This is a genomic window from Vibrio sp. 10N.286.46.A8 (genome assembly GCF_041470165.1).
GTDB classification, from domain to species: Bacteria; Pseudomonadota; Gammaproteobacteria; order Enterobacterales; family Vibrionaceae; genus Vibrio; species Vibrio tasmaniensis_A.
On the sequence record NZ_JBFRLX010000013.1, the window covers coordinates 1 to 20,288 of the forward strand.

Annotated in this window: 17 protein-coding genes; 8 read left to right on the forward strand and 9 right to left on the reverse strand. The window is 45.4% G+C overall.

All coding sequences use genetic code 11. The features are described 5' to 3' along the window. The 5 genes from AB4232_RS01910 to gspC form a co-directional block, all read right to left on the reverse strand. Positions 1 to 119 (reverse strand): type II secretion system protein (locus AB4232_RS01910; RefSeq protein ID WP_372085939.1); only part of this gene is annotated, 119 nt, incomplete at its 3' end. 88 nt (positions 120 to 207) lie between these two features. After that, positions 208 to 1,428 carry a type II secretion system inner membrane protein GspF gene (gspF, locus tag AB4232_RS01915; RefSeq protein WP_371695153.1) on the reverse strand — a complete coding sequence of 407 codons (1,221 nt, stop codon included), beginning with the start codon at positions 1,426 to 1,428 and terminating at the stop codon, positions 208 to 210. Between the two features lies 1 nt (position 1,429). Beyond that, entirely contained in the window at positions 1,430 to 2,932 is a 1,503-nt protein-coding gene (gspE, locus tag AB4232_RS01920) for a type II secretion system ATPase GspE (protein WP_009848025.1), read from the reverse strand. Next, on the reverse strand, positions 2,932 to 4,956 hold the full coding sequence (gene gspD, locus AB4232_RS01925; protein WP_009848026.1) for a type II secretion system secretin GspD: 2,025 nt from the start codon (positions 4,954 to 4,956) through the stop codon (positions 2,932 to 2,934). Before gspD ends, gspE begins: the two co-directional genes overlap by 1 nt. Before the next feature lie 41 nt (positions 4,957 to 4,997). After that, positions 4,998 to 5,924 carry a type II secretion system protein GspC gene (gspC, locus tag AB4232_RS01930; protein WP_372085909.1) on the reverse strand — a complete coding sequence of 309 codons (927 nt, stop codon included), beginning with the start codon at positions 5,922 to 5,924 and terminating at the stop codon, positions 4,998 to 5,000. Between the two features lie 279 nt (positions 5,925 to 6,203). On the opposite strand from gspC, the gene hslR reads away from it, so the two are divergent. The 4 genes from hslR (at position 6,204) to AB4232_RS01950 (ending at position 11,590) form a co-directional block, all read left to right on the forward strand. Then, positions 6,204 to 6,590 carry a ribosome-associated heat shock protein Hsp15 gene (gene hslR / locus AB4232_RS01935; RefSeq protein ID WP_012603005.1) on the forward strand — a complete coding sequence of 129 codons (387 nt, stop codon included), beginning with the start codon at positions 6,204 to 6,206 and terminating at the stop codon, positions 6,588 to 6,590. An 18-nt stretch (positions 6,591 to 6,608) separates the two neighbouring features. Continuing rightward, positions 6,609 to 7,502: an Hsp33 family molecular chaperone HslO gene (hslO, locus tag AB4232_RS01940; RefSeq protein ID WP_372085911.1), complete on the forward strand. Its 894-nt coding sequence runs from the start codon at positions 6,609 to 6,611 to the stop codon at positions 7,500 to 7,502. 337 nt (positions 7,503 to 7,839) lie between these two features. Next, a complete protein-coding gene (pckA, locus tag AB4232_RS01945; RefSeq protein WP_009848030.1) occupies positions 7,840 to 9,465 on the forward strand; it encodes a phosphoenolpyruvate carboxykinase (ATP) in 1,626 nt (541 codons plus the stop codon). 154 nt (positions 9,466 to 9,619) lie between these two features. Continuing rightward, entirely contained in the window at positions 9,620 to 11,590 is a 1,971-nt protein-coding gene (locus tag AB4232_RS01950) for an AsmA family protein (RefSeq protein WP_372085913.1), read from the forward strand. A 39-nt stretch (positions 11,591 to 11,629) separates the two neighbouring features. Here AB4232_RS01950 and AB4232_RS01955 read toward each other — a convergent pair whose 3' ends face one another. From AB4232_RS01955 to AB4232_RS01965, 3 genes are read right to left on the reverse strand one after another with little or no spacing between them, the layout of a single operon-like run. After that, positions 11,630 to 12,565 (reverse strand): YiiD C-terminal domain-containing protein, encoded by a 936-nt coding sequence (locus AB4232_RS01955; protein ID WP_372085915.1) that lies wholly within the window; start codon positions 12,563 to 12,565, stop codon positions 11,630 to 11,632. Positions 12,566 to 12,581: 16 nt separating this feature from the next. Next, on the reverse strand, positions 12,582 to 13,016 hold the full coding sequence (dtd, locus tag AB4232_RS01960; RefSeq protein ID WP_004735590.1) for a D-aminoacyl-tRNA deacylase: 435 nt from the start codon (positions 13,014 to 13,016) through the stop codon (positions 12,582 to 12,584). Beyond that, complete coding sequence (locus AB4232_RS01965) at positions 12,988 to 13,929, reverse strand: virulence factor BrkB family protein (protein WP_012603002.1); 942 nt, start codon at positions 13,927 to 13,929, stop codon at positions 12,988 to 12,990. The genes dtd and AB4232_RS01965 overlap by 29 nt, the downstream gene beginning before the upstream one ends. A 221-nt stretch (positions 13,930 to 14,150) precedes the next feature. Here AB4232_RS01965 and AB4232_RS01970 point away from each other — a divergent pair, with 221 nt between their 5' ends. Further along, positions 14,151 to 14,792, forward strand: coding sequence for a DUF2959 domain-containing protein (locus AB4232_RS01970; RefSeq protein ID WP_372085917.1), 642 nt, complete (start codon positions 14,151 to 14,153; stop codon positions 14,790 to 14,792). Between the two features lie 20 nt (positions 14,793 to 14,812). After that, positions 14,813 to 15,343 (forward strand): AAA family ATPase, encoded by a 531-nt coding sequence (locus AB4232_RS01975; protein WP_372085920.1) that lies wholly within the window; start codon positions 14,813 to 14,815, stop codon positions 15,341 to 15,343. A 192-nt stretch (positions 15,344 to 15,535) separates the two neighbouring features. On the opposite strand, the gene typA is transcribed toward AB4232_RS01975, so the two are convergent. Next, on the reverse strand, positions 15,536 to 17,368 hold the full coding sequence (gene typA / locus AB4232_RS01980) for a translational GTPase TypA (protein ID WP_009848036.1): 1,833 nt from the start codon (positions 17,366 to 17,368) through the stop codon (positions 15,536 to 15,538). 563 nt (positions 17,369 to 17,931) lie between these two features. Here typA and glnA point away from each other — a divergent pair. Together glnA and AB4232_RS01990 are read left to right on the forward strand one after the other, a co-directional pair. Next, entirely contained in the window at positions 17,932 to 19,341 is a 1,410-nt protein-coding gene (gene glnA, locus AB4232_RS01985; protein ID WP_009848037.1) for a glutamate--ammonia ligase, read from the forward strand. Between the two features lie 240 nt (positions 19,342 to 19,581). Then, positions 19,582 to 20,151 carry a DUF4124 domain-containing protein gene (locus AB4232_RS01990; RefSeq protein WP_372085922.1) on the forward strand — a complete coding sequence of 190 codons (570 nt, stop codon included), beginning with the start codon at positions 19,582 to 19,584 and terminating at the stop codon, positions 20,149 to 20,151. The last annotated feature ends 137 nt before the right edge of the window (positions 20,152 to 20,288 follow it).

The window sequence follows — 20,288 nt, forward strand, 5'->3', positions numbered from 1 at the left end:
TTCTCTTTGTTACCCAAAAGGTTAGGAACAACAAAGCTAGCTAAAACACCAAGAATAACCACAACAACCATCACTTCCAATAGAGTAAAGCCTGACTGTTTTTTCATTTTATTTTTCATTATTTTCTCCAAATTACAGATAGCGAGTTGAAGGTAATAATGCCCTTCTTCTCGATAATCCAAAAACTAACGCCTGATGAGCAGTACGTTATCCACTCATTAAATTGTTCATTTCAAGCATCGGCATCAGCGTCGCCATCACGATAAACAGCACCAAACCGGCCATCAACGCGATAAGCGCTGGGGTGAAAATGCCTAACGCGATATTGACCGTCGACTCAAAGCTTTGATCTTGGTTGTCTGCCGCTCTTGTCAGCATCTGTTCCAACTGACCACTCTGCTCACCACTGGCGATCATATGCAGCATCATCGGTGGAAAGAGTTTGGTTTGATCCAACGCTTTACGTAAGCTTGCGCCTTCTCTAACACTGTCTGAAGCCTGTAATACTTGCTGTTTCACATGTTGATTCGACATCACATCAACCGCGACCTTCATCCCTTCAAGGATTGGAATCGCACTCGAGGTACAAATTGAGAGTGTTCGTGCAAAACGAGAGGTATTGATCCCTTTCGCAATCTTGCCGATCAGCGGAATACTCAATAGTTTGCGATCCCAGCTCATGCGAACACCCGGCTTTTTGAGCGCGCTCTTAATCAACACAATCACACCAATGATCAACAACAGTAATTGGATGCCCCAATTCTGGATAAATTCACTCGAGGCTAATAAAAATTGTGTCGACTGAGGAAGCTCTTGGCCCATTTGGATAATAGGCTCGACGATCTTAGGTACCACGGTTGCCAACAGGAACGAAACAATCGTCACCGCAAACACCACCAGCACCACAGGGTAGATCATCGCTTGTAGCAGCTTAGAGCGCATCTTCTGACGATTTTCTGCATAATCGGCCAGTCGCTCCAATACCGCATCTAAGTGACCAGACTTCTCACCCGCCGCAACCATGGCCCTAAACAGCTCATCGAAGATATGCGGGTAATCAGACAGGCTATCGGCTAATGAGTAGCCTTCGGTAACCTTAGAGCGAACCGCCAATAGCATAGTTCGAATACGTGGCTTTTCAGACTGCTCAGCGACCGCTTTCAAGCACTCTTCTAGCGGCATGCCTGATTGAACGAGCGTGGATATTTGACGAGTAATCAACGCAAGATCTGGCGTACTGATACCACGCTTAAAGTTGGTCGAAGGCTGAGTACCTTTCGCATTTTTCGCCTTAGCTTCGGTCATCTCAACCGGCATTAAACCTTGTTCTTTTAAACGTTGGCGAGCCTGACGAGCATTATCCGCTTCAATCGAACCCTTTTTGCTCTTACCTTTGGCATCCAGCGCTTTGTATTCAAATGCCGCCATACTAGACTTCCTTAGTCACTCGCATCACTTCTTCTAAGGACGTTACCCCTTTCAGAACTTTGCTCAAGCCATCATCTCGAATACTTGGGGTTGTGCCACGAATCGCTTTCTCAATTGCCTGTTCTCCAGCTTCACTGTGAATCAGCTCTTGTACCGAATCGTCAATCATCAGTAGCTCATGAATACCGGTACGACCTCGATAACCTTTATGGCCACACTCTTCACAACCTTTTGCATGGTAAAGTGTGAGGCTCTCTTTCTTCTTCATACCAAACAGCTTTTTCTGTTCTTTATCTGCTTCGTAAGGTTCTTTACAGTCGTTACACAGAGTACGAACCAAGCGCTGAGCCAAAACACCCAGCAGAGAAGAAGAGATCAAGAAAGGTTCAATGCCCATATCACGCAGACGCGTGATCGCACCGATTGCCGTATTGGTGTGAAGAGTCGACATGACTAAGTGACCCGTCAAAGAGGCTTGAACAGCGATCTCAGCAGTCTCTAAATCACGGATCTCACCAATCATTACCACATCGGGATCTTGACGAAGAATCGCACGTAAGCCGCGCGCAAAGGTCATATCAACCTTAGGGTTTACCTGTGTTTGACCAATACCATCAATATCAAATTCGATTGGGTCTTCAACGGTAAGGATGTTGCGTTCGTTACTGTTGAGTTCTTGCAGGCCAGCGTACAAGGTCGTTGATTTACCCGACCCCGTAGGACCAGTAACCAAGATAATACCGTGTGGACGCTGAATAAGTTTACGAAAGTTCTCGTGGTTCTCTGCCGTCATACCCAAACTGTGTAGATCTAGGCGAGTGGCGTTTTTGTCCAACAGACGCATTACTACACGTTCACCGTGTGAAGAAGGCATGGTAGACACACGCACATCAACCGCTCGGCCACCGATACGTAGAGAAATACGACCGTCTTGTGGCACGCGTTTTTCCGCAATATCCAGCTTAGCCATAACCTTGACACGCGAAACCAACAGCGGAGCCAATTTACGGCTTGGTGCTAACACATCACGCAGCACACCATCAATACGGAAACGGATCGACAGTGACTTTTCGAAGGTTTCGATATGAATATCCGAAGCGCCTTCTTTAATCGCCTCACCCAACATCGCATTAATTAACTTGATGATCGGTGCGTCGTCTTCTGATTCAAGCAAGTCTTCGTCTTGTGGAAGTTCTTCCGCCAGAGAGAAAAAGTCGTCATTGTCGGCACCAATGTCTTCCATCAGCTGACGAGCTTCCGACGAGTCACGCTGATACGCGTCCGTCAGTTTTTTATCAAATTCGTCTGCGCTGATCGCTTGTGGCGTGAAGCCATTTTTCACAACACGACTCACTTCTATGATCGCCGCCGATTTCAGAGGTTCAACATAATAAAGTACTGGCGCGCGCTCCGGGTGCTGATATTCCAACACCATCTTGTAGCGATTCGCAAAGCTAAACGGCAAGCGCTGATAAGTACGTGCCGCCCCTACCAATTCAGCCATTATTCTGCTTCCATTTGATCGATGAAGGCTTGGATTTCAGCAGGATGATTCATGCTATCGCCAAACTTAGGAAGTACTGGAATATTATCGTTATCCATCAGTTTCAAGCCTTGCTCTGCCTTGTACAGCTGCTCAGCACGAATAAAGTTGTATTTGCGTTGTGTGATACCATCTGCAGTCATGCCATCACGAATAATGGTTGGCTTGATGAATACCATTAGGTTCTTTTTCTCAACCTGAGTACTGGTTGATTTGAACAGGTGTCCAAGAACAGGAATATCACCTAAGAATGGGACCTTAGACTCACTCTCCAGTGCGCGCTCGTCAATCAAGCCACCCAACACCAGCATTTGACCATCTTGAACAATCACTGACGTATTTAGCTGACGCTTAGCAAAACGAACATCTACTGCCCCGTTTGCCCCTAATACGTTCGATACTTCTTGTTCTATTTGCAGTTGAACCGAGTCACCTTCATTGATTTGCGGCACGACTTTTAGCTTAATACCCACTTCTTTACGTTCAACCGTTTGGAATGGATTATCGTTGCTTGAACCTGCTGTAGAACCGGTTAGAACGGGCACCTCTTCACCAACGATAAACGACGCTTCGCCGTTATCCATCACCGTGATACTTGGAGAAGACAGAATGTTTGAGTTTGAGTCGGTCGCGACCGCACTGATTAAGGCAGTCCAGTCACCCATAACGACACTCATTGCAGCGCCATTAACACCAGAAAGTGCAGAAGCCAAAGTTGAATAGTCACCCTTTTCAGTCGTGGTTTCATTACGTAGGAAGTTGTTATCCTTATCGTAAACCGCTTTAGTGGTTGTCGAGTCTTTTGCTTCCTCTAGTCCCACCATCACACCGCCAATCGATGCACCGGTATTGCTGTACTGAATCATGGCACCCGTTTCTAGGTTGCCCCACTGCACACCCAGGTTAACGCCGTCACCTTCAGCCATTTCAACAATTAAGGCTTCAATCAAAACTTGGGCACGACGGATATCGAGTTGAGCGATCACGTCTTGCAGCGCGTTCATGATGTCTGGCTGTGCGGTAATCACCAACGAGTTAGTATCGCTGTGAGCCGAAATCATCACTTGGTTGCGCTGCGATGAACTGCCTTTGGTTGATGTTTGTTTCTCTGATTGCAGGTTGTCAGACACGCCTTTCAGCACATCTACTAAGTCTTCCGCTTTTGCGTATTTAAGGTAGATAACTTGGTTGTTACCCTTAGTCGCCATTTCAACATCAAGCTGTTCAATCAACTTTCTTAAACGACTGCGTACTTTAGGGTCGCCTGAGATAAGAATTGCATTGGTACGCTCATCGGCAACTAATTTAGGCTGCAGGAAGGCAGGGGTGTTTTTAGCATCTGTGGTTTTACTTAGTGCATCGACTATACGCACCATCTCCGCGGCGGAAGCATTCTTTAGTTCAACGACCTCAATCTCTTTATCACCCGCTTGGTCTACACGCTTGATGATCTCTGCTAAACGGTTTACAACCGCCGCACGGCCGGTAATCAAGATGATATTTGCAGGATCGTAGTGCACCACGTTGCCCGCGCCCGCGTTGTCATTCAGTTGACGAAGCAGAGGAGATAGCTCACGAACCGAGACATTACGAACCGTCACAACACGTGTCACAACGCTGTCGCCTGTGATCGAATCACGGTCGCCAACAACTGGGATTGCCGAGGTTTTAGAATCTTTCGCTTTGATGATCTTAAGAACACCCGAGTCCATTTCAACGACTGCATAGCCGTACACTTCTAATACGTTTAAGAAGAAGCTGTAATATTGCTCTTCATTGAGTACGTCGTAGCTGCGTACATCGATTTTTCCGCGCACCGAAGGGTCGACGATGATCGTCTTCTCTAGATTACGACCAACAATATTAATAAACTCTTGAATATCAGTGCCTTTAAAGCTGGCACTAAAATCACTCGCGATGGCGGCGGGTGTGCAGATTAAGCTTCCTGCCAATAACCATGCACTTTTCTTAAACCAATGCTTCACGTACTTCTCCTACACTTTCGTCCTTCGTTAGACGCAAAGTTTTAAAATTCAATAAACACTTCATGTTGTTGACCATCTCTCTCGACGACGAGATTTAGCTCTGTCAGCTCTGAGATAGAACGGAATATGTTGCCCATAGCAGCGGGGTCTGTCAGGTCTTGCCCATTTAACTGAGTCGCGATATCTCCGTTTTGGAGCCCTACTGAGTTAAAAAGTTCTGAATCTTTGCCTGGACTCACTCGATAACCAATCACTTTATCGTCGCGCTTGACCTGGGACAGTCGAACATATTGGAAGATTTGTTGCGGATCTTTCATTATCTTCGCTTTAATTTCATCTAGCTTCTGTTCTGCTGAAGCAGGGTTATTACCACGAACCGAAGAAGAAGCGCGAGGTGGCGCAGGGGCTGAGACAGCTAAACGCTTGTACTCAATACCTTCAAGCATCAAGGTTTCGTCTCGACCTGAGTTATCAATAATCACACGGTCGACTAATACGGCTTTAAGCTTAGCTCTAGTGCCTTCTATCTCTTCATTAATTCCGTAGGTCGCCTGCGTACCGCGATTAGCGATCACGGCTAAGCTCAGTCTTGGATTAGAACTGGCAACAGCACCGACCAAAACTAGATTTAATCGTGTCTTTGGCGCATCTTGGATAACTTGCTGTTCAACCACAACTGGCGTTGTTGGGTTATAGGCACCAAAAAGGTTGCTCCGCTGCAAAGAAGAGATATCAAGGGTCGGTTGAAGTGCTGAAGAAGAAGATGAAACAGACGCTTTCCAAGGCACAACCGTTTGCTCAGCAGGTTCAATAAACCATGCAAGCTGTCCTAAAATCCATGCGGAAGCTGCAATCAACATACAACACATCGCTAGGCTTAGTTTCTGCTGAAGTACAAATCCATTTTCTAATAAGCGGCTCAACACAGGAGAATTTCCTGCGCGATTCTTGAGCTCTAAAAAGTTCACTTTCCTTGCCCCTTTTCATGACGACAAATGCTGCAAATCATTAAACTTTCAGCTTTTTTATTCATTCGTTCGATACCAAGCTTATTTAAGCATAAGATCCTGAACTATATCATAGCAAATCTATAAAGCGGCATTACATGGCTATTTTGTATTATGACTTGAAAAAAATGCCAACCGCCTCCACTTTAAGCTTCTACTTAATGTAATTAAAAGCATGTTGCGCACTGTTCATTACAGTTAAACCGCATTCATTTCTCACTTAATAAGGCGCAGCCCTATATGAAAACTACTAATGAAGCTGTCAGACTCGATAAATGGTTGTGGGCAGCTCGTTTTTACAAAACCCGGTCTATTGCTCGCAATATGGTCGATGGTGGCAAAGTCCACTATAATGGTCAGCGCAGCAAGCCAAGTAAAATTGTCGAACTTGGAGCAGTGATTACCCTGCGCCAAGGTAATGAAGAAAAGACGGTGACAATCGAGAAAATCTCGGCCCATCGTGGTGGAGCTCCTATAGCTCAAACCCTCTATGAAGAAACCACCGAGAGCTTGGCAAAGAGAGAAGAGTTTGCAACACAACGTAAACTGAATGCTCATAGCCCTGCACCAGAACGTCGCCCAGATAAAAAGCAACGTCGTGACATCATCAAGTTCAAGACTCAATAAGCTAGAAGGAATAGCCAAATGGCCAACCCAATGTCTACAAGTAATGTTTTAAATCGCTACCTATTTGAAGACCTATCAGTTCGTGGTGAATTGGTACAGATGGACGAAGCGTACCAACAGATTATTTCTAGCAAGGAATACCCAGCGCCAGTAAAAAAGCTGTTGGGTGAGCTACTGGTTTCAACGACGCTACTCACAGCGACTCTAAAGTTTGAAGGCTCTATCACGATGCAACTGCAAGGTGATGGCCCTGTATCTCTAGCTGTTATCAATGGCGATAACGATCAGAAGATCCGTGGCGTTGCTCGCTTTGATGGCGACATTGCCGACGACGCTGGCCTGCACGATCTAATAGGTAAAGGTCACCTAGTGATCACTATCGATCCTAAGAAAGGTGAGCGTTACCAAGGTATCGTTGGTCTTGAAGGTGACACTTTAGCTGAAGTCCTTGAAGGTTATTTCGCAAACTCTGAACAGCTAAAGACACGTCTATGGTTGCGCACGGGCGAGCATGAAGGTAAAGCACACGCTGCTGGTATGTTGCTACAAGTGATGCCAGACGGCACTGGTACCCCAGACGACTTCGAGCACCTAGAGCAGCTAACTGACACAGTTAAAAATGAAGAGCTATTCACTCTAGAAGCAAACGAACTGCTTTACCGTTTGTACAACCAAGAGAAAGTACAACTGTTTACACCACAACCGGTTGAATTCTTCTGTGGTTGTTCACGTGACCGAAGCGGTGCCGCTATCATTACTGTCGCTCAAGAAGAGATCTACGACATTCTTAGCACTGAAGGCAGCGTTGCTCTACACTGCGATTACTGTGGCACAAACTACTCGTTCGACAAGAATGATGTTGATGCTCTGTATGCAGAAGCAGCAGATAAAGGCAGCAATACGGTTCATTAATTTACGGCGTACCAAAAACACGTAATTTACCCCAAAAAGGTCAGCACTACGCTGGCCTTTTTTGTGATCAAAATATCGCAAACTCCGTAACATCTCGTAATAAAATCACCTCTTAATTTTAATCAATTAATAATGTTCTCTCCTCTAGCGCAAAGGTTTGCGTACAGGATAGACTAGTCAGGCCAATATGTGATGAGGCGCTTAAAACCCCATGGTTAATATGGATATTTTTTGAGCTATATCCCTGTTTCCCCCGAGCCTCGTTGCTAGCATGGTGAGCAGATAACAATAAAAAATTAATACAAAATCCCTACAAAATATCCTACAAGGAGCACCTATGACCGTTATGGAACATACTAAGGCTGCACAAATTGATCTAACTAAGCACGGACTGACTGGCGTTACTGAAGTTCTTCGTAATCCTAGCTACGAGCAGTTATTCGTTGAAGAGACACTGCCAGGTTTGGAAGGCTACGAAAAAGGCGTAGTAACGGAACTAGGCTCTGTTGCGGTTGACACTGGTATCTTTACTGGCCGCTCACCAAAAGATAAGTACATTGTTAAAGATGACACCACGCGCGATACCATGTGGTGGTCAGATCAAGGCAAAAACGACAACAAACCGATTACAACTGAAGTATGGGATGAGCTTAAAGAGCTTGTGACAACTCAGCTATCTGGCAAGCGCCTGTTTGTCATTGACGGTTACTGTGGTGCTAACCCTGATACGCGCTTAAGTGTACGTATTATCACTGAAGTAGCGTGGCAAGCGCACTTCGTTAAGAACATGTTCATTCGTCCAACAGACGAAGAGCTAGCAACGTTCGAACCTGATTTCGTGGTAATGAACGGTGCTAAAACAACTAACCCTAACTGGGAAAAGCAGGGGTTAAACTCTGAAAACTTCGTTGCTTTCAACCTAACAGAGCGCGTTCAAATCATCGGTGGTACTTGGTACGGCGGTGAAATGAAGAAAGGCATGTTCGCAATGATGAACTACCTACTTCCTCTGCAAGGCATTGCTTCAATGCACTGTAGTGCTAACGTCGGTGAAGAAGGCGATGTGGCGATTTTCTTCGGTCTATCAGGCACAGGTAAAACAACCCTTTCAACCGACCCTAAACGTGAGCTAATCGGTGATGATGAGCACGGTTGGGATGACGATGGTATCTTCAATTTCGAAGGTGGTTGTTACGCCAAGACCATTCGCCTATCTAAAGAAGCAGAACCTGAAATCTACAATGCAATCCGTCGCGATGCGCTACTAGAAAACGTAACGGTTCGTGGCGATGGTTCTATCGATTTTGATGACGGCTCAAAAACCGAGAACACTCGTGTTTCTTACCCGATTCACCATATCGACAACATCGTTAAGCCAGTATCAAAAGCCGGTCACGCTCAAAAGGTTATCTTCCTGACTGCTGATGCATTTGGTGTGTTACCACCTGTTTCTAAACTGACTCCAGAGCAAACGAAGTACCACTTCCTATCTGGCTTCACTGCGAAACTAGCAGGTACAGAGCGTGGTATTACTGAACCAACACCAACGTTCTCTGCGGCATTTGGGGCGGCATTCCTAACTCTTCATCCAACTCAGTACGCTGAAGTACTTGTGAAGCGTATGGAAGCAGCTGGCGCTGAAGCTTACCTTGTGAACACTGGTTGGAATGGCACTGGCAAACGTATCTCAATCCAAGATACTCGTGGCATCATCGACGCTATCCTAGATGGCTCAATCGACCAAGCTGAGACTAAGGTTATCCCTATGTTTAACCTAGAAGTACCACTAGCGTTGCACGATGTTGACCCAGCGATTCTTGATCCACGTGACACGTACACTGACCCTCTACAATGGGAAAGCAAAGCGAAAGATCTAGCAGAGCGCTTCATCAACAACTTTGATAAGTACACAGACAACGCTGAAGGTAAGTCACTGGTTGCGGCTGGCCCTCAACTGGACTAACCCAATCATCTGCTCGGGCCAAGCCAAAAGCGAACGCCCAATTTAAAATGATATTTTTGTAGCAAGCCCCTCTTTTGAGGGGCTTTTTTGTTGATGCTTGACCCTTTTTGTTCCACTCTGTTTTAAGACGATTGAAATTTAAGGCTTTCAGGGAATGAAAAAGGTATTCATGGTGTTCGGCATTGCGTTGGCTATCGCCGTTGCAACTATCGCAGCATTGCTATTAAGCCTGCAAACCCAATACCGTACGGATATTACTAACTTTTTTATCAAACATGCGATTGAACAACCTGTGCTCATTGAAGATGTTGAGTACCAGTCGCCTTATCACATCACCTTAATGGGCATTACCCAAAGCCAACCTGAAAAACAAACACCGCTGTATATCGACAAGATTGACCTTTGGTTCAGCTCCAGCTCGATTACGGAGGCCAAACTGGTCTTTGAATCTGTTTTGATCAGTGGCCTACAGTTAGAAGCCGACGACCTAGAAACGCTCACCTCTTTATTTACCCAGCCAAGCATTAAGATCCACCAGCTGGCCATCAACAATCTCGACTTTTCAACCCCAGACTTTAACGCGCGAGGCATCGACCTTCAGATCTCCGACCCAACGTGGAACAACGACAACTCACTTCTACCTTATGGAAAAACCCAACTTTCTGCCTCACAGCTGTATTGGCAAGGCGAAGCGTTCGATAACCTGTTGATTGACCTAGATCTTAAACCAAGTGATAGCACCCTGTATGGCGCTTCGTTTGACTGGCGTGGTGCCAAAATTTCTGGTCAAGCAGAGCAGTATCAGCAAGATTGGTCGTTGGTGAATGTGACCGTCGATGGCTTGCGACTCAATCAGAAACAGACCCAAAGCCTACTAAGCAAAGAATGGGATGTGGCAGGTATTCAGATCAATCACATCAATAGCTTAGATATTCTGCGTAGCGATGTAGAGTGGCAAGATGGCCACCTCGCAGCTTTTGATGCCTCGTTAGAAAATATCCAACTGCCTTTTGAGCTGTGGAAGCAACAGAGAGCCATTTTCTCTCTGCAAGCAGAGGGAGTGAGCATTGATGATGACATGTTCATAGAGCCAAGTATCAAGCTCAATTTAGATCCGAACCAGATTCTGATTGAAGACTTCTATACTCAATTCCTACAGGGCACTGTTCAACTTAATGGCAAAGTAACCCCTAACAGCATTCTATTAGCACAGCTCGACCTGCAAGGTATAAAGTGGATTACGGAAAGCCAAGATAGCCCTCTACCCGCCACTCGCTTGATACCTTGGCTCACGCAGCTCCAGAATGTCGAAATTAGCCGAATTAACATAGAACGCAACCAACTTATCCAACTTGCACAAAAGCCTTACTGGCAGGTCTCAGGATTACATATCGAGGGGTATCAAGTTCAACTTTTACAGGATAGAAAGCTAGGTCTGTGGCAAGGAAAGCTGATGGCCAGCGCGAATGATGCCAGCTATCAAAACATTATTAGCGCACAGCCGGTGGTTGAGATGAATAGCGAGCAAGGAAAATGGACGCTGACACGCCTGTTTATGCCACTAAAGCACGGCTATATTGAAGCCAACGCAACACTCGACTTCAACAAAATCAGTAAGCCATGGAGCTTAGAGATCTCTGCCGATGGATTACCGATAGCACCCATGTTACAGCAACTTGAACTACCGCTCGACGCAACCGGTTATGGCGAATTTGAACTTCAAGCTGCGGGTTTATATGGCGATTCATTAATGCTCGGCTATTCCACAACAGGTCAACTCACTGGTAGCGTTCGCCAAGGTGTGATGACCTTTAATGATAAGCTTTCTGAAACATCGACTGATAACGTATTTGAAATCCCAGAGCTCAATGCGAATTTTGACCGTGGACGCTTCACACTTGAACCAGTGCACATTATTGGTGCATCGGCAGCAGAGCAAAGCGAACAAAGGATTCAAACGTTAAATGGCGAAATTTCTGGAGAGCTCGACTTGCTAAAAACCGAGCAACACACTCTCTCTATTTCACTATCCGACCCATGCCACCAAATATCAGGAAAGCTCACCCAAGCTGAGTATTCCGAGATTAACGACTGCCAACAAAAAAGCGCCACTCCACAAGAGTAGCGCCTTCTATCTGTATCTTTATCTGCTAGCCATTGTCAGCTATACGCTTACGTTGGAGTCTGTTGATAATCTCTTTTTGTAGTCAGGGATCAGCATATAGGTTCCCGTAAACTCAACCGCCTCCACGTCGCCACTGTTAATGGTCACGTGAATGATGATACGAGCTTTTCTTCCAGACGCGAGGCGATCTAAATCGCCACTGATCCCATCCAATGACGTGGATGCCACTGGGTTTTTCTCAACTGGATGACGGTAACGAATATTACTATCTGCTAGTACGATATCACCTGTCAACCCACGCTCCTTCATTAGTAACCAAGTCATACCCCAACCGGTTAAGGTCGCCAAAGTAAAGGCTGAGCCAGCAAACATAGTGTTATGAGGGTTAAGGTTTGGGTTCAGCTGAGCGCTACATTCAAACTGATAACCAGTGTATTGGTTGATCTTAATGCCCATCTTGTCACTGATCGGGATCTGATGCTCCCAGCGCTGCTGAAGCTCATTACACCATTCTGGTTTGCGCAGTACATCAGCCATTGGATCAAGAGGTTTTACCATCTGTTGGTGACGCACAGGCCCGCGTTGGTCGTTAATCTCACCACGACGCTCAAACTCATTCTTCTCATAGAATGAGATCGCATCTTCACGAGCATTACACACCAAACGCTTCGCACCTTCTTGACGTGCCAGTGACTCTAGCGCAACCAAGATAAGTGAGCCCATGCCTTTGCTTTGGCGAGAGTTCTTCACCGCCATATAGCGAATCTGCCCCTCTAGATCTGGGGTGATATAGAGACGACCAATCGCCATCGGGCGACCTCGACCATCAACAATCATGCGATGGTGACTCATTGGGTCATATTCATCGCGCTCTGAACCGACCGGCATTCGCCAAGGTTCACGGAGCATTTGCCAACGAAAATGGTAATACTTGTTCAGTTGATTTTCGGTGGTCGGGGTTATGAGTTTAAACATGCTTATTCCTTTAAGCCTAAACCTGCAGCCAGAATGTCACTGGGCCATCATTAACCAAAGACACTTTCATGTCGGCTGCGAATCGGCCACGTTCCGTTGGCAACACTGATTCACATTGGTCAGAGAAGTAGTTGTAAAGACGCTCTGCATCTTCTGGGTGAGCACCGCGAGAAAATCCAGCTCGTGTCCCTTTCTTGGTGTCAGCTGGCAAAGTGAATTGAGACACCACTAATACCTTACCTTCTACCTGCTTCACGTTAAGGTTCATTTTATCGTCTTCATCTCCAAAGACACGATAAGTGGTCACTCGTTCCATCAAACGTTTGGCTTTGGCTTCGTCATCACCTTTTTCTACACCTAACAGAACTAATAAGCCTTGCTCAATCTCACCCACTACTTCGCCATCAACACGGACGGCAGCTTCACTTACTCTCTGGATCAGTGCTATCACTGTTGTTTCCTTGCTCTGTAATTTTGTCTTTATCCGACGAGTGTACCATTTCTTGAGAGTCACTCCACTGTTCCTGCTCGCCCAACGCGGCCGTCACTTCAGCACCCACTAACACAATCAACCAGCACAAATAGACCCAAACAAAAAGAATGGGAATCGCCGCTAATGCGCCATAAATCAACTGGTAAGACGGAAACTGAGTAATGTAAGCTGCAAAGCCTTTCTTGCTGAGTTCGAACAACAGAGCCGCCACTAGAGAGCCAGCTGCCGCATGAGAAAAGTGAATCTTTTTGTTGGGAACCAACAGATACAGACCGAAAAACGCAAAGAATGAGGTAATCAAAGGGAGCTTGCGAATCACGGTATTAAAAGCACTCGACACGACTTCGTTTTGTAACAAGTTTAATGATGTCACATACGACGTTGCAGCAATGCTCGCTCCGATCAAAATAGGCCCAAGAGTTAGCACCATCCAATACATCGAAAAAGACAACACAGCACGTCGCTTTTCCGTTACTCGCCAGATGTAGTTTAGGTTTTTATCAATATTAGAGATCAGCATCAGAGCGGCAATGAACAAGAACACGCTGCCCACCGCCGTCATCTTGCCGGTATTAGCAACAAACTCCAGTAAAGCACCATGCACCGCATCCCCGGAAGCGGGAACAAAGTTGGTAATAACGAAGTTTTGAATCACTAAACCAACATCAGCAAAAACTGAAAATGACGACAAAATAGAGAGCAAAACCGTCAACATCGGTACGATCGAGAGCAAAGTAATGTACGCCAAGTACCCTGCATTCACATTAACTCTATCGTGCGTCATCCGCGTAAGAAGATAACGGGAAAACTGGATGCTTCCTGTAGCTGCCTTTTTTATCTTCAACTTGTAACTCCCTGGTAACTCGTTCATAGTCCTAATTAATATTCCGTTATATTAATCACAGTAAGTAAATGTTCGAAAATAGCGTAGGAAAAAGGCTTGAGAACAAGGAAGCCCTTCTCGGCAAAGAATAGTTTCGATAAGTAGTCATTCTACAATCAAAAATTCTAACGCCGTTATCGAGCATTTTAACAAGCTAGGTTGAACAGTTATTTACTACGATTGATATTCTCTAACTATAGGAAACTAGGATGCCTTATTTAATAGTTATAGTCCTCTCTATTTTTACTCTTACTGGATGCCAATCAGCTTATTACTCCGCAATGGAGCAAGTGGGTTACCACAAGCGTGACATTATGGTCGACAGAGTGAAAGACGCTAAAGAGTCGCAACAGGACGCTCAGGAAGAGTTTACTAGCGCACTTGAAGCTTTGAGTAGCCTGACTAATTTTAGTGGCGGCGACCTTGAAGACATGTACAACAAGATTAATGATAAATACCAAGACAGTGAGAAAGCCGCACAAAATGTCAGTGACCGAATTGCTGCGATTGAAGATGTGTCGGATGCGCTGTTTGAAGAGTGGCAGGGAGAGTTGGACCTTTACACCAGCGATTCACTGCGTCGTTCAAGTGAGAAAAAGCTGCGTGAAACCAAATCGTCTTACCAGACCATGCTGTCAGCGATGAAACGGGCTGAGAAGAAAATGGATCCGGTACTCAACACTCTTCGCGACAACACGCTTTATCTCAAACACAATCTCAATGCGAGTGCCGTTGGTTCATTGCAGGGAGAGTTTATGAGCTTAGAAAAAGACATCGCCTACGCGATAGAACAGATGAATGCTGCGATAGCTGAGTCGGATAAGTTCTTAGCACAACTCAACCAAAAATAACGTTTCAGAGACAGAACACAATGAAGCCAATCATTATCACTGGAGGCCCCGGAGCCGGGAAGACAACACTGATCAATGCCTTGGGTAATGCGGGTTACCCAATATTTGTAGAATCCTCTCGCCAATTGATAGAACAACAGAGCCAACTTGAGAACGGTATTTTACCTTGGTTAGACCTACCGGGATTTGCTTACTTGTGCTTAGACGTGATGAGCGAGCAAAAAGAGCAAGCGAAGCAGCACCAAATTGCTTTTCTTGATCGCGCCATTCCAGACATTTGTGGCTATTTGGCTCAGGCGAAACTAGAGATAAACACAACCTACCGAGAAGCGAGCCAAGGTTATTACCCCCAAGTACTGTTCTGTCGCCCTGAGGCTTCAATTTATGTACAAGATGATGTGAGACCTTATCCGTTTAAGGAAGCGTTAGAGATTCATCACGCGCTAGTCAGAGTCTATCAAGAGCTAGGTTATGAGGTGATCGAAGTGCCATTTATATCAGTCGATGAGCGGCTTCAATTCGTTGAGCGTTACTTAGGTATCAAAAGCTAGATCCCCAACTCGGTCGTTGCTCCCTCTTGAGGATGACGAATACTTGAACGCCCTTCGTATCCTGCATCTCGTTTACCCGTATCTACTCCAACACCATATAAAACAAAAGCCCCGAGCAGCTAGGCTACACGGGGCTTTCTTATTTATTCTAAAACGTATTGCTTGAATAGCTAGAAGCTAGTCAACTGGCAATTAAGCCTTAGCTGGACGTGCTGCACGCTTACGTTCGTTTTCAGTAAGAAGCTTCTTACGGATACGTACGTTTAGTGGCGTTACTTCTACTAGTTCATCTTCATCGATAAACTCAAGAGCTTGCTCTAGAGTGTGCTTGATCGGTGGAGAAAGAACTTGTGCTTCATCAGTACCAGATGCACGAACGTTCGTTAGTTGCTTACCTTTCAGACAGTTTACTGTCAGGTCGTTTGAACGGTTGTGAATACCGATTACTTGACCTTCATAAACTTCATCAGCGTGCTCTGTAAATAGACGACCACGAGCTTGAAGGAAGAACAATGCGTAAGTCAGTGCTTTACCAGTCGCGTTCGAGATTAGAACACCGTTGTTACGTTGACCAATGATACCGCCTTTGTAAGGACCGTAGTGATCGAACGAGTGGTAAATAAGACCAGAACCAGACGTCATTGTAAGGAATTCAGTTTGGAAACCGATAAGACCACGAGAAGGCATCATGAAGTCCATGCGAACACGGCCTTTACCATCTGGTGCCATATCTGTTAGCTCACCCTTACGTAGACCGATGCTTTCCATGATCGCACCTTGGTGCTCTTCAACTACATCGATAGTAACCGTTTCGAACGGTTCCATTTTCTGACCATCTTCTTCTTTGATGATTACTTCTGGACGAGATACTGCTAGCTCGAAACCTTCACGACGCATGTTTTCGATCAGGATAGAAAGGTGAAGTTCACCACGGCCTGATACGCGGAAACGGTCTGGACTTTCAGTTTCTTCAACACGTAGTGCAACGTTATGAACCAATTCTTTTTCAAGACGCTCAAGGATGTTACGTGAAGTTACAAACTTACCTTCTTTACCCGCGAACGGAGAAGTGTTTACTTGGAAAGTCATTGTTACTGTTGGTTCATCAACAGATAGAGGTTCCATTGCTTCAACAGTGTTTACGTCACAGATAGTGTCTGAAATTTTCAGCTCACCAAGACCTGTGATTGCAATGATGTCGCCAGCGTTAGCTTGTTCTACTTCGTGACGCTCAAGGCCTAGGTAACCAAGTACAGTACCTACTTTACCGTTACGTTTTTTGCCTTCAGCATTCACGATAGTTACTTGTTGGTTTGGCTTAACAGAACCACGAGTAACACGAGCAACACCGATAACACCTACGTAAGAGCTGTAATCAAGTTGCGAAATTTGCATTTGTAGTGGACCGTCAAGGTCAACTGCTGGTGCTTCTACTGTATCAACAACAGCTTGGAACAATGGTTCCATGTTCTCGCCAGTTTCGCCTTCAGTCATTGTTGCCCAACCGTTTAGCGCTGAAGCGTAAACAACGGTGAAGTCTAGTTGCTCATCTGTAGCACCTAGGTTGTCGAAAAGGTCGAATACTTGATCCATAACCCAATCAGGACGAGCGCCTGGGCGGTCAATCTTGTTGATTACAACGATTGGCTTAAGACCGTGTGCGAATGCTTTTTGCGTTACGAAACGAGTTTGAGGCATTGGGCCATCAACTGCGTCAACGATAAGCAGAACAGAATCAACCATAGACATGATACGCTCAACTTCACCACCGAAGTCCGCGTGTCCCGGAGTATCTACGATGTTGATGCGGTAATCATTCCAGTTGATTGCTGTGTTCTTAGCAAGGATTGTAATGCCACGCTCTTTTTCGATGTCATTCGAATCCATGACACGCTCTTCAGCTTCACCACGAGACTCAAGAGTGCCTGACTGTTGTAGTAGTTTATCAACCAAAGTCGTTTTACCGTGGTCAACGTGCGCGATGATCGCGATATTTCTTAACTTATCAATCTGTGGAGTAGACATGGATTCTCGATTCACTCATAAAAGTAGCCGTCACTTATCTCAAAAGTTTGGATAATAACCGCTAGCTTGATTTAAAAAACGGTCAATAATATACCAGATTCTAGACAAAAACCCAGAAATATGTGATCTGAACCAAGGCTTTTTTCTTTATTAGCGATTCATATCCGCTTAACTTTGGTTCCGTACAGTGTCTAGTCGACTAATTCGTAGGGTTATCGAAAAATATCACCCGCTAAGTGGGCAACCAAATCTCCGGTAAAATAACAAAAGTGGATTGACAACTTAGGCAATTCATTGCTGAATGGTGTTCGCTTATGTCTCATATTGGTGCACAGATAAATAATTGCACCAATATCGTGCAATCAAAGATCATTTTGGTGCAAAAGTCAGAGTTCGCAAATCAAGAAAACAAGTAAATCATTGAAATTAATGGAATAATTTTTTTGGCACGTTTTTGGCTATAGATAAATCAGCATCGATTAATGCACGTATAGACATTAATCAATGCTGGTTTCAACCGAATCGAGCTAATACCGAATTAATAACACTGGAGGTTATCCAAGATGTCAGTAGAAAATGTACTATCCCTGATCCAAGAGAACGAAGTTAAATTTATCGACTTACGTTTTACTGATACAAAAGGTAAAGAGCAGCACATCTCTATTCCTTCTCACCAAGTTGATGCAGACTTCTTCGAAGAAGGCAAAATGTTTGACGGCTCTTCAGTAGCTGGTTGGAAAGGCATTAATGAATCTGACATGGTAATGATGCCAGACGCAGCTTCTGCTGTACTGGACCCATTCACAGAAGATGCAACGCTAAACATCCGTTGTGACATCCTTGAGCCTGCAACAATGCAAGGCTACGACCGTGACCCACGCTCTATCGCTAAACGTTCTGAAGAATACCTACGTTCTACGGGTATCGCAGACACAGTTCTAGTGGGTCCAGAGCCAGAATTCTTCCTATTCGATGACGTTAAGTTCTCAAACGACATGTCTGGTTCTTTCTTCAAAATTGATGATGTAGAAGCAGCTTGGAACACAGGCTCTGACATCGAAGGCGGTAACAAAGGTCACCGTCCTGGCGTTAAAGGCGGTTACTTCCCAGTAGCTCCTGTCGATTCATCTCAAGATATCCGTTCAGCAATGTGTCTAGTAATGGAAGAGATGGGCCTAGTTGTTGAAGCTCACCACCACGAAGTTGCAACTGCGGGTCAAAACGAAATCGCAACTCGCTTCAACACGCTAACAACAAAAGCGGATGAGACTCAAATCTACAAGTACGTTGTACACAACGTTGCGCACGCATTTGGCAAAACAGCGACATTCATGCCTAAGCCACTAGTTGGTGACAACGGTTCTGGCATGCACGTTCACATGTCATTGAACAAAGATGGACAAAACTTGTTTGCTGGTGATAAGTACGGCGGCCTATCTGAAATGGCTCTTTACTACATCGGTGGTGTAATCAAGCACGCTCGCGCAATCAACGCATTTGCTAACCCATCAACGAACTCATACAAGCGTCTTGTACCTGGTTTCGAAGCACCTGTAATGCTTGCTTACTCAGCACGTAACCGTTCTGCTTCTATCCGTATCCCAGTAGTACCAAGCCCGAAAGCACGTCGTATCGAGCTACGTTTTGGTGACCCAGCAGCTAACCCATACCTATGCTACTCAGCAATGCTTATGGCTGGCCTTGACGGTATTAAGAACAAGATCCACCCTGGCGAAGCTATGGATAAAGATCTATACGACCTTCCTGCAGAAGAAGCAGCTGAAATCCCAACAGTTGCAGAATCTCTACAAGGTGCTCTAGCAGCACTTAACGAAGACCGTGAGTTCCTAACTGCTGGTGGCGTATTCTCTGACGACTTCATCGATTCTTACATCACTCTGAAATCTGACGATGTACAGCGCGTGAACATGGCTACACACCCACTTGAGTTTGAACTGTACTACTCAGTTTAATCCTCCGTCGGTTAGCATGTAATTCTTACTGCAGTAAAAGCTATTGCAACATGTAAGAAGCACTAAAAAATATTAGGCTCGCCTCGCAGGCGGGCCTTTTTTCTATTCTCCCTCCCCCTGCTTCCTCGTACCATATCTTAAACAAAAGCCCTCAGAGGCTGTTGCTATAAATACAATAAAATCAATAACAAAACTAACGTCAAACGTGAAAACACCTAACGGTGGAAAGAGGCTAACGATATGAAAAACATACTGTTCCTAATCGGATTAACAGTCGCATTCTCGTGCTCTGCTCAAACGGTGTACACCTGGGAAGATGAGGATGGTGTGCTTCACTTTAGTGATACCCCTACCGATCAAGGTGCGGAGGCTCTTCGCCTACCTGACGTACAAGCTTCCGCACCAGCCCCTAAATTTGAGGCTTCAACGCCTGTTGACGCTGCAGATCCCTCTACAAGTAAAACGGCAACACCGGCTCAAGCTCAGAAAAAAACAGATAACACGAAACGAGAGGTACCCGCTCAGTTAGCCCTCAGCATGCTGACTCCAGTTCATGATCAAACCATCCGCAGCAACCGTGGCTTAATCCCAATAAAAATAAAACTCAACCGCAAGCTTGGTATTGGAGAGCAGTTGCAACTGATGCTCGATGGTCGTCGTTATGGCGCTCCACAAACCCAACCTAATTGGGAATTGAAAGGTATCGAACGAGGCACTCACACCATTGCAATTCAAGCACATAGAAGCGGCAAGCTTATTGCATCTACTAGTCCAGTCACCGTGTATTTACATCGAGCGACGCTCAAGTAAGCCAATGTGTTAAAAGAGGCCAAATTACCTCTACTTTTCACCTGATCGAAGCAGCTTTCAGCGACTCTAATGAATTATCTTTAGCTTCTGGTTGATATGCGCCATACTTGAACTTAGCTTCGCACCAATTTGGTGCA

Coding starts and splice junctions, on each gene's coding strand:
- AB4232_RS01975 (WP_372085920.1), top strand. CDS start 14,813: ATGAAGCCAATCATTATCACTGGAGGCCCCGGAGCCGGGAAGACAACA.
- AB4232_RS01955 (WP_372085915.1), bottom strand. CDS start 12,565: ATGTTTAAACTCATAACCCCGACCACCGAAAATCAACTGAACAAGTAT.
- pckA (WP_009848030.1), top strand. CDS start 7,840: ATGACCGTTATGGAACATACTAAGGCTGCACAAATTGATCTAACTAAG.
- typA (WP_009848036.1), bottom strand. CDS start 17,368: ATGTCTACTCCACAGATTGATAAGTTAAGAAATATCGCGATCATCGCG.
- hslR (WP_012603005.1), top strand. CDS start 6,204: ATGAAAACTACTAATGAAGCTGTCAGACTCGATAAATGGTTGTGGGCA.
- gspE (WP_009848025.1), bottom strand. CDS start 2,932: ATGGCTGAATTGGTAGGGGCGGCACGTACTTATCAGCGCTTGCCGTTT.
- hslO (WP_372085911.1), top strand. CDS start 6,609: ATGGCCAACCCAATGTCTACAAGTAATGTTTTAAATCGCTACCTATTT.
- AB4232_RS01990 (WP_372085922.1), top strand. CDS start 19,582: ATGAAAAACATACTGTTCCTAATCGGATTAACAGTCGCATTCTCGTGC.
- AB4232_RS01970 (WP_372085917.1), top strand. CDS start 14,151: ATGCCTTATTTAATAGTTATAGTCCTCTCTATTTTTACTCTTACTGGA.
- glnA (WP_009848037.1), top strand. CDS start 17,932: ATGTCAGTAGAAAATGTACTATCCCTGATCCAAGAGAACGAAGTTAAA.
- AB4232_RS01950 (WP_372085913.1), top strand. CDS start 9,620: ATGAAAAAGGTATTCATGGTGTTCGGCATTGCGTTGGCTATCGCCGTT.
- gspF (WP_371695153.1), bottom strand. CDS start 1,428: ATGGCGGCATTTGAATACAAAGCGCTGGATGCCAAAGGTAAGAGCAAA.
- AB4232_RS01965 (WP_012603002.1), bottom strand. CDS start 13,929: ATGAACGAGTTACCAGGGAGTTACAAGTTGAAGATAAAAAAGGCAGCT.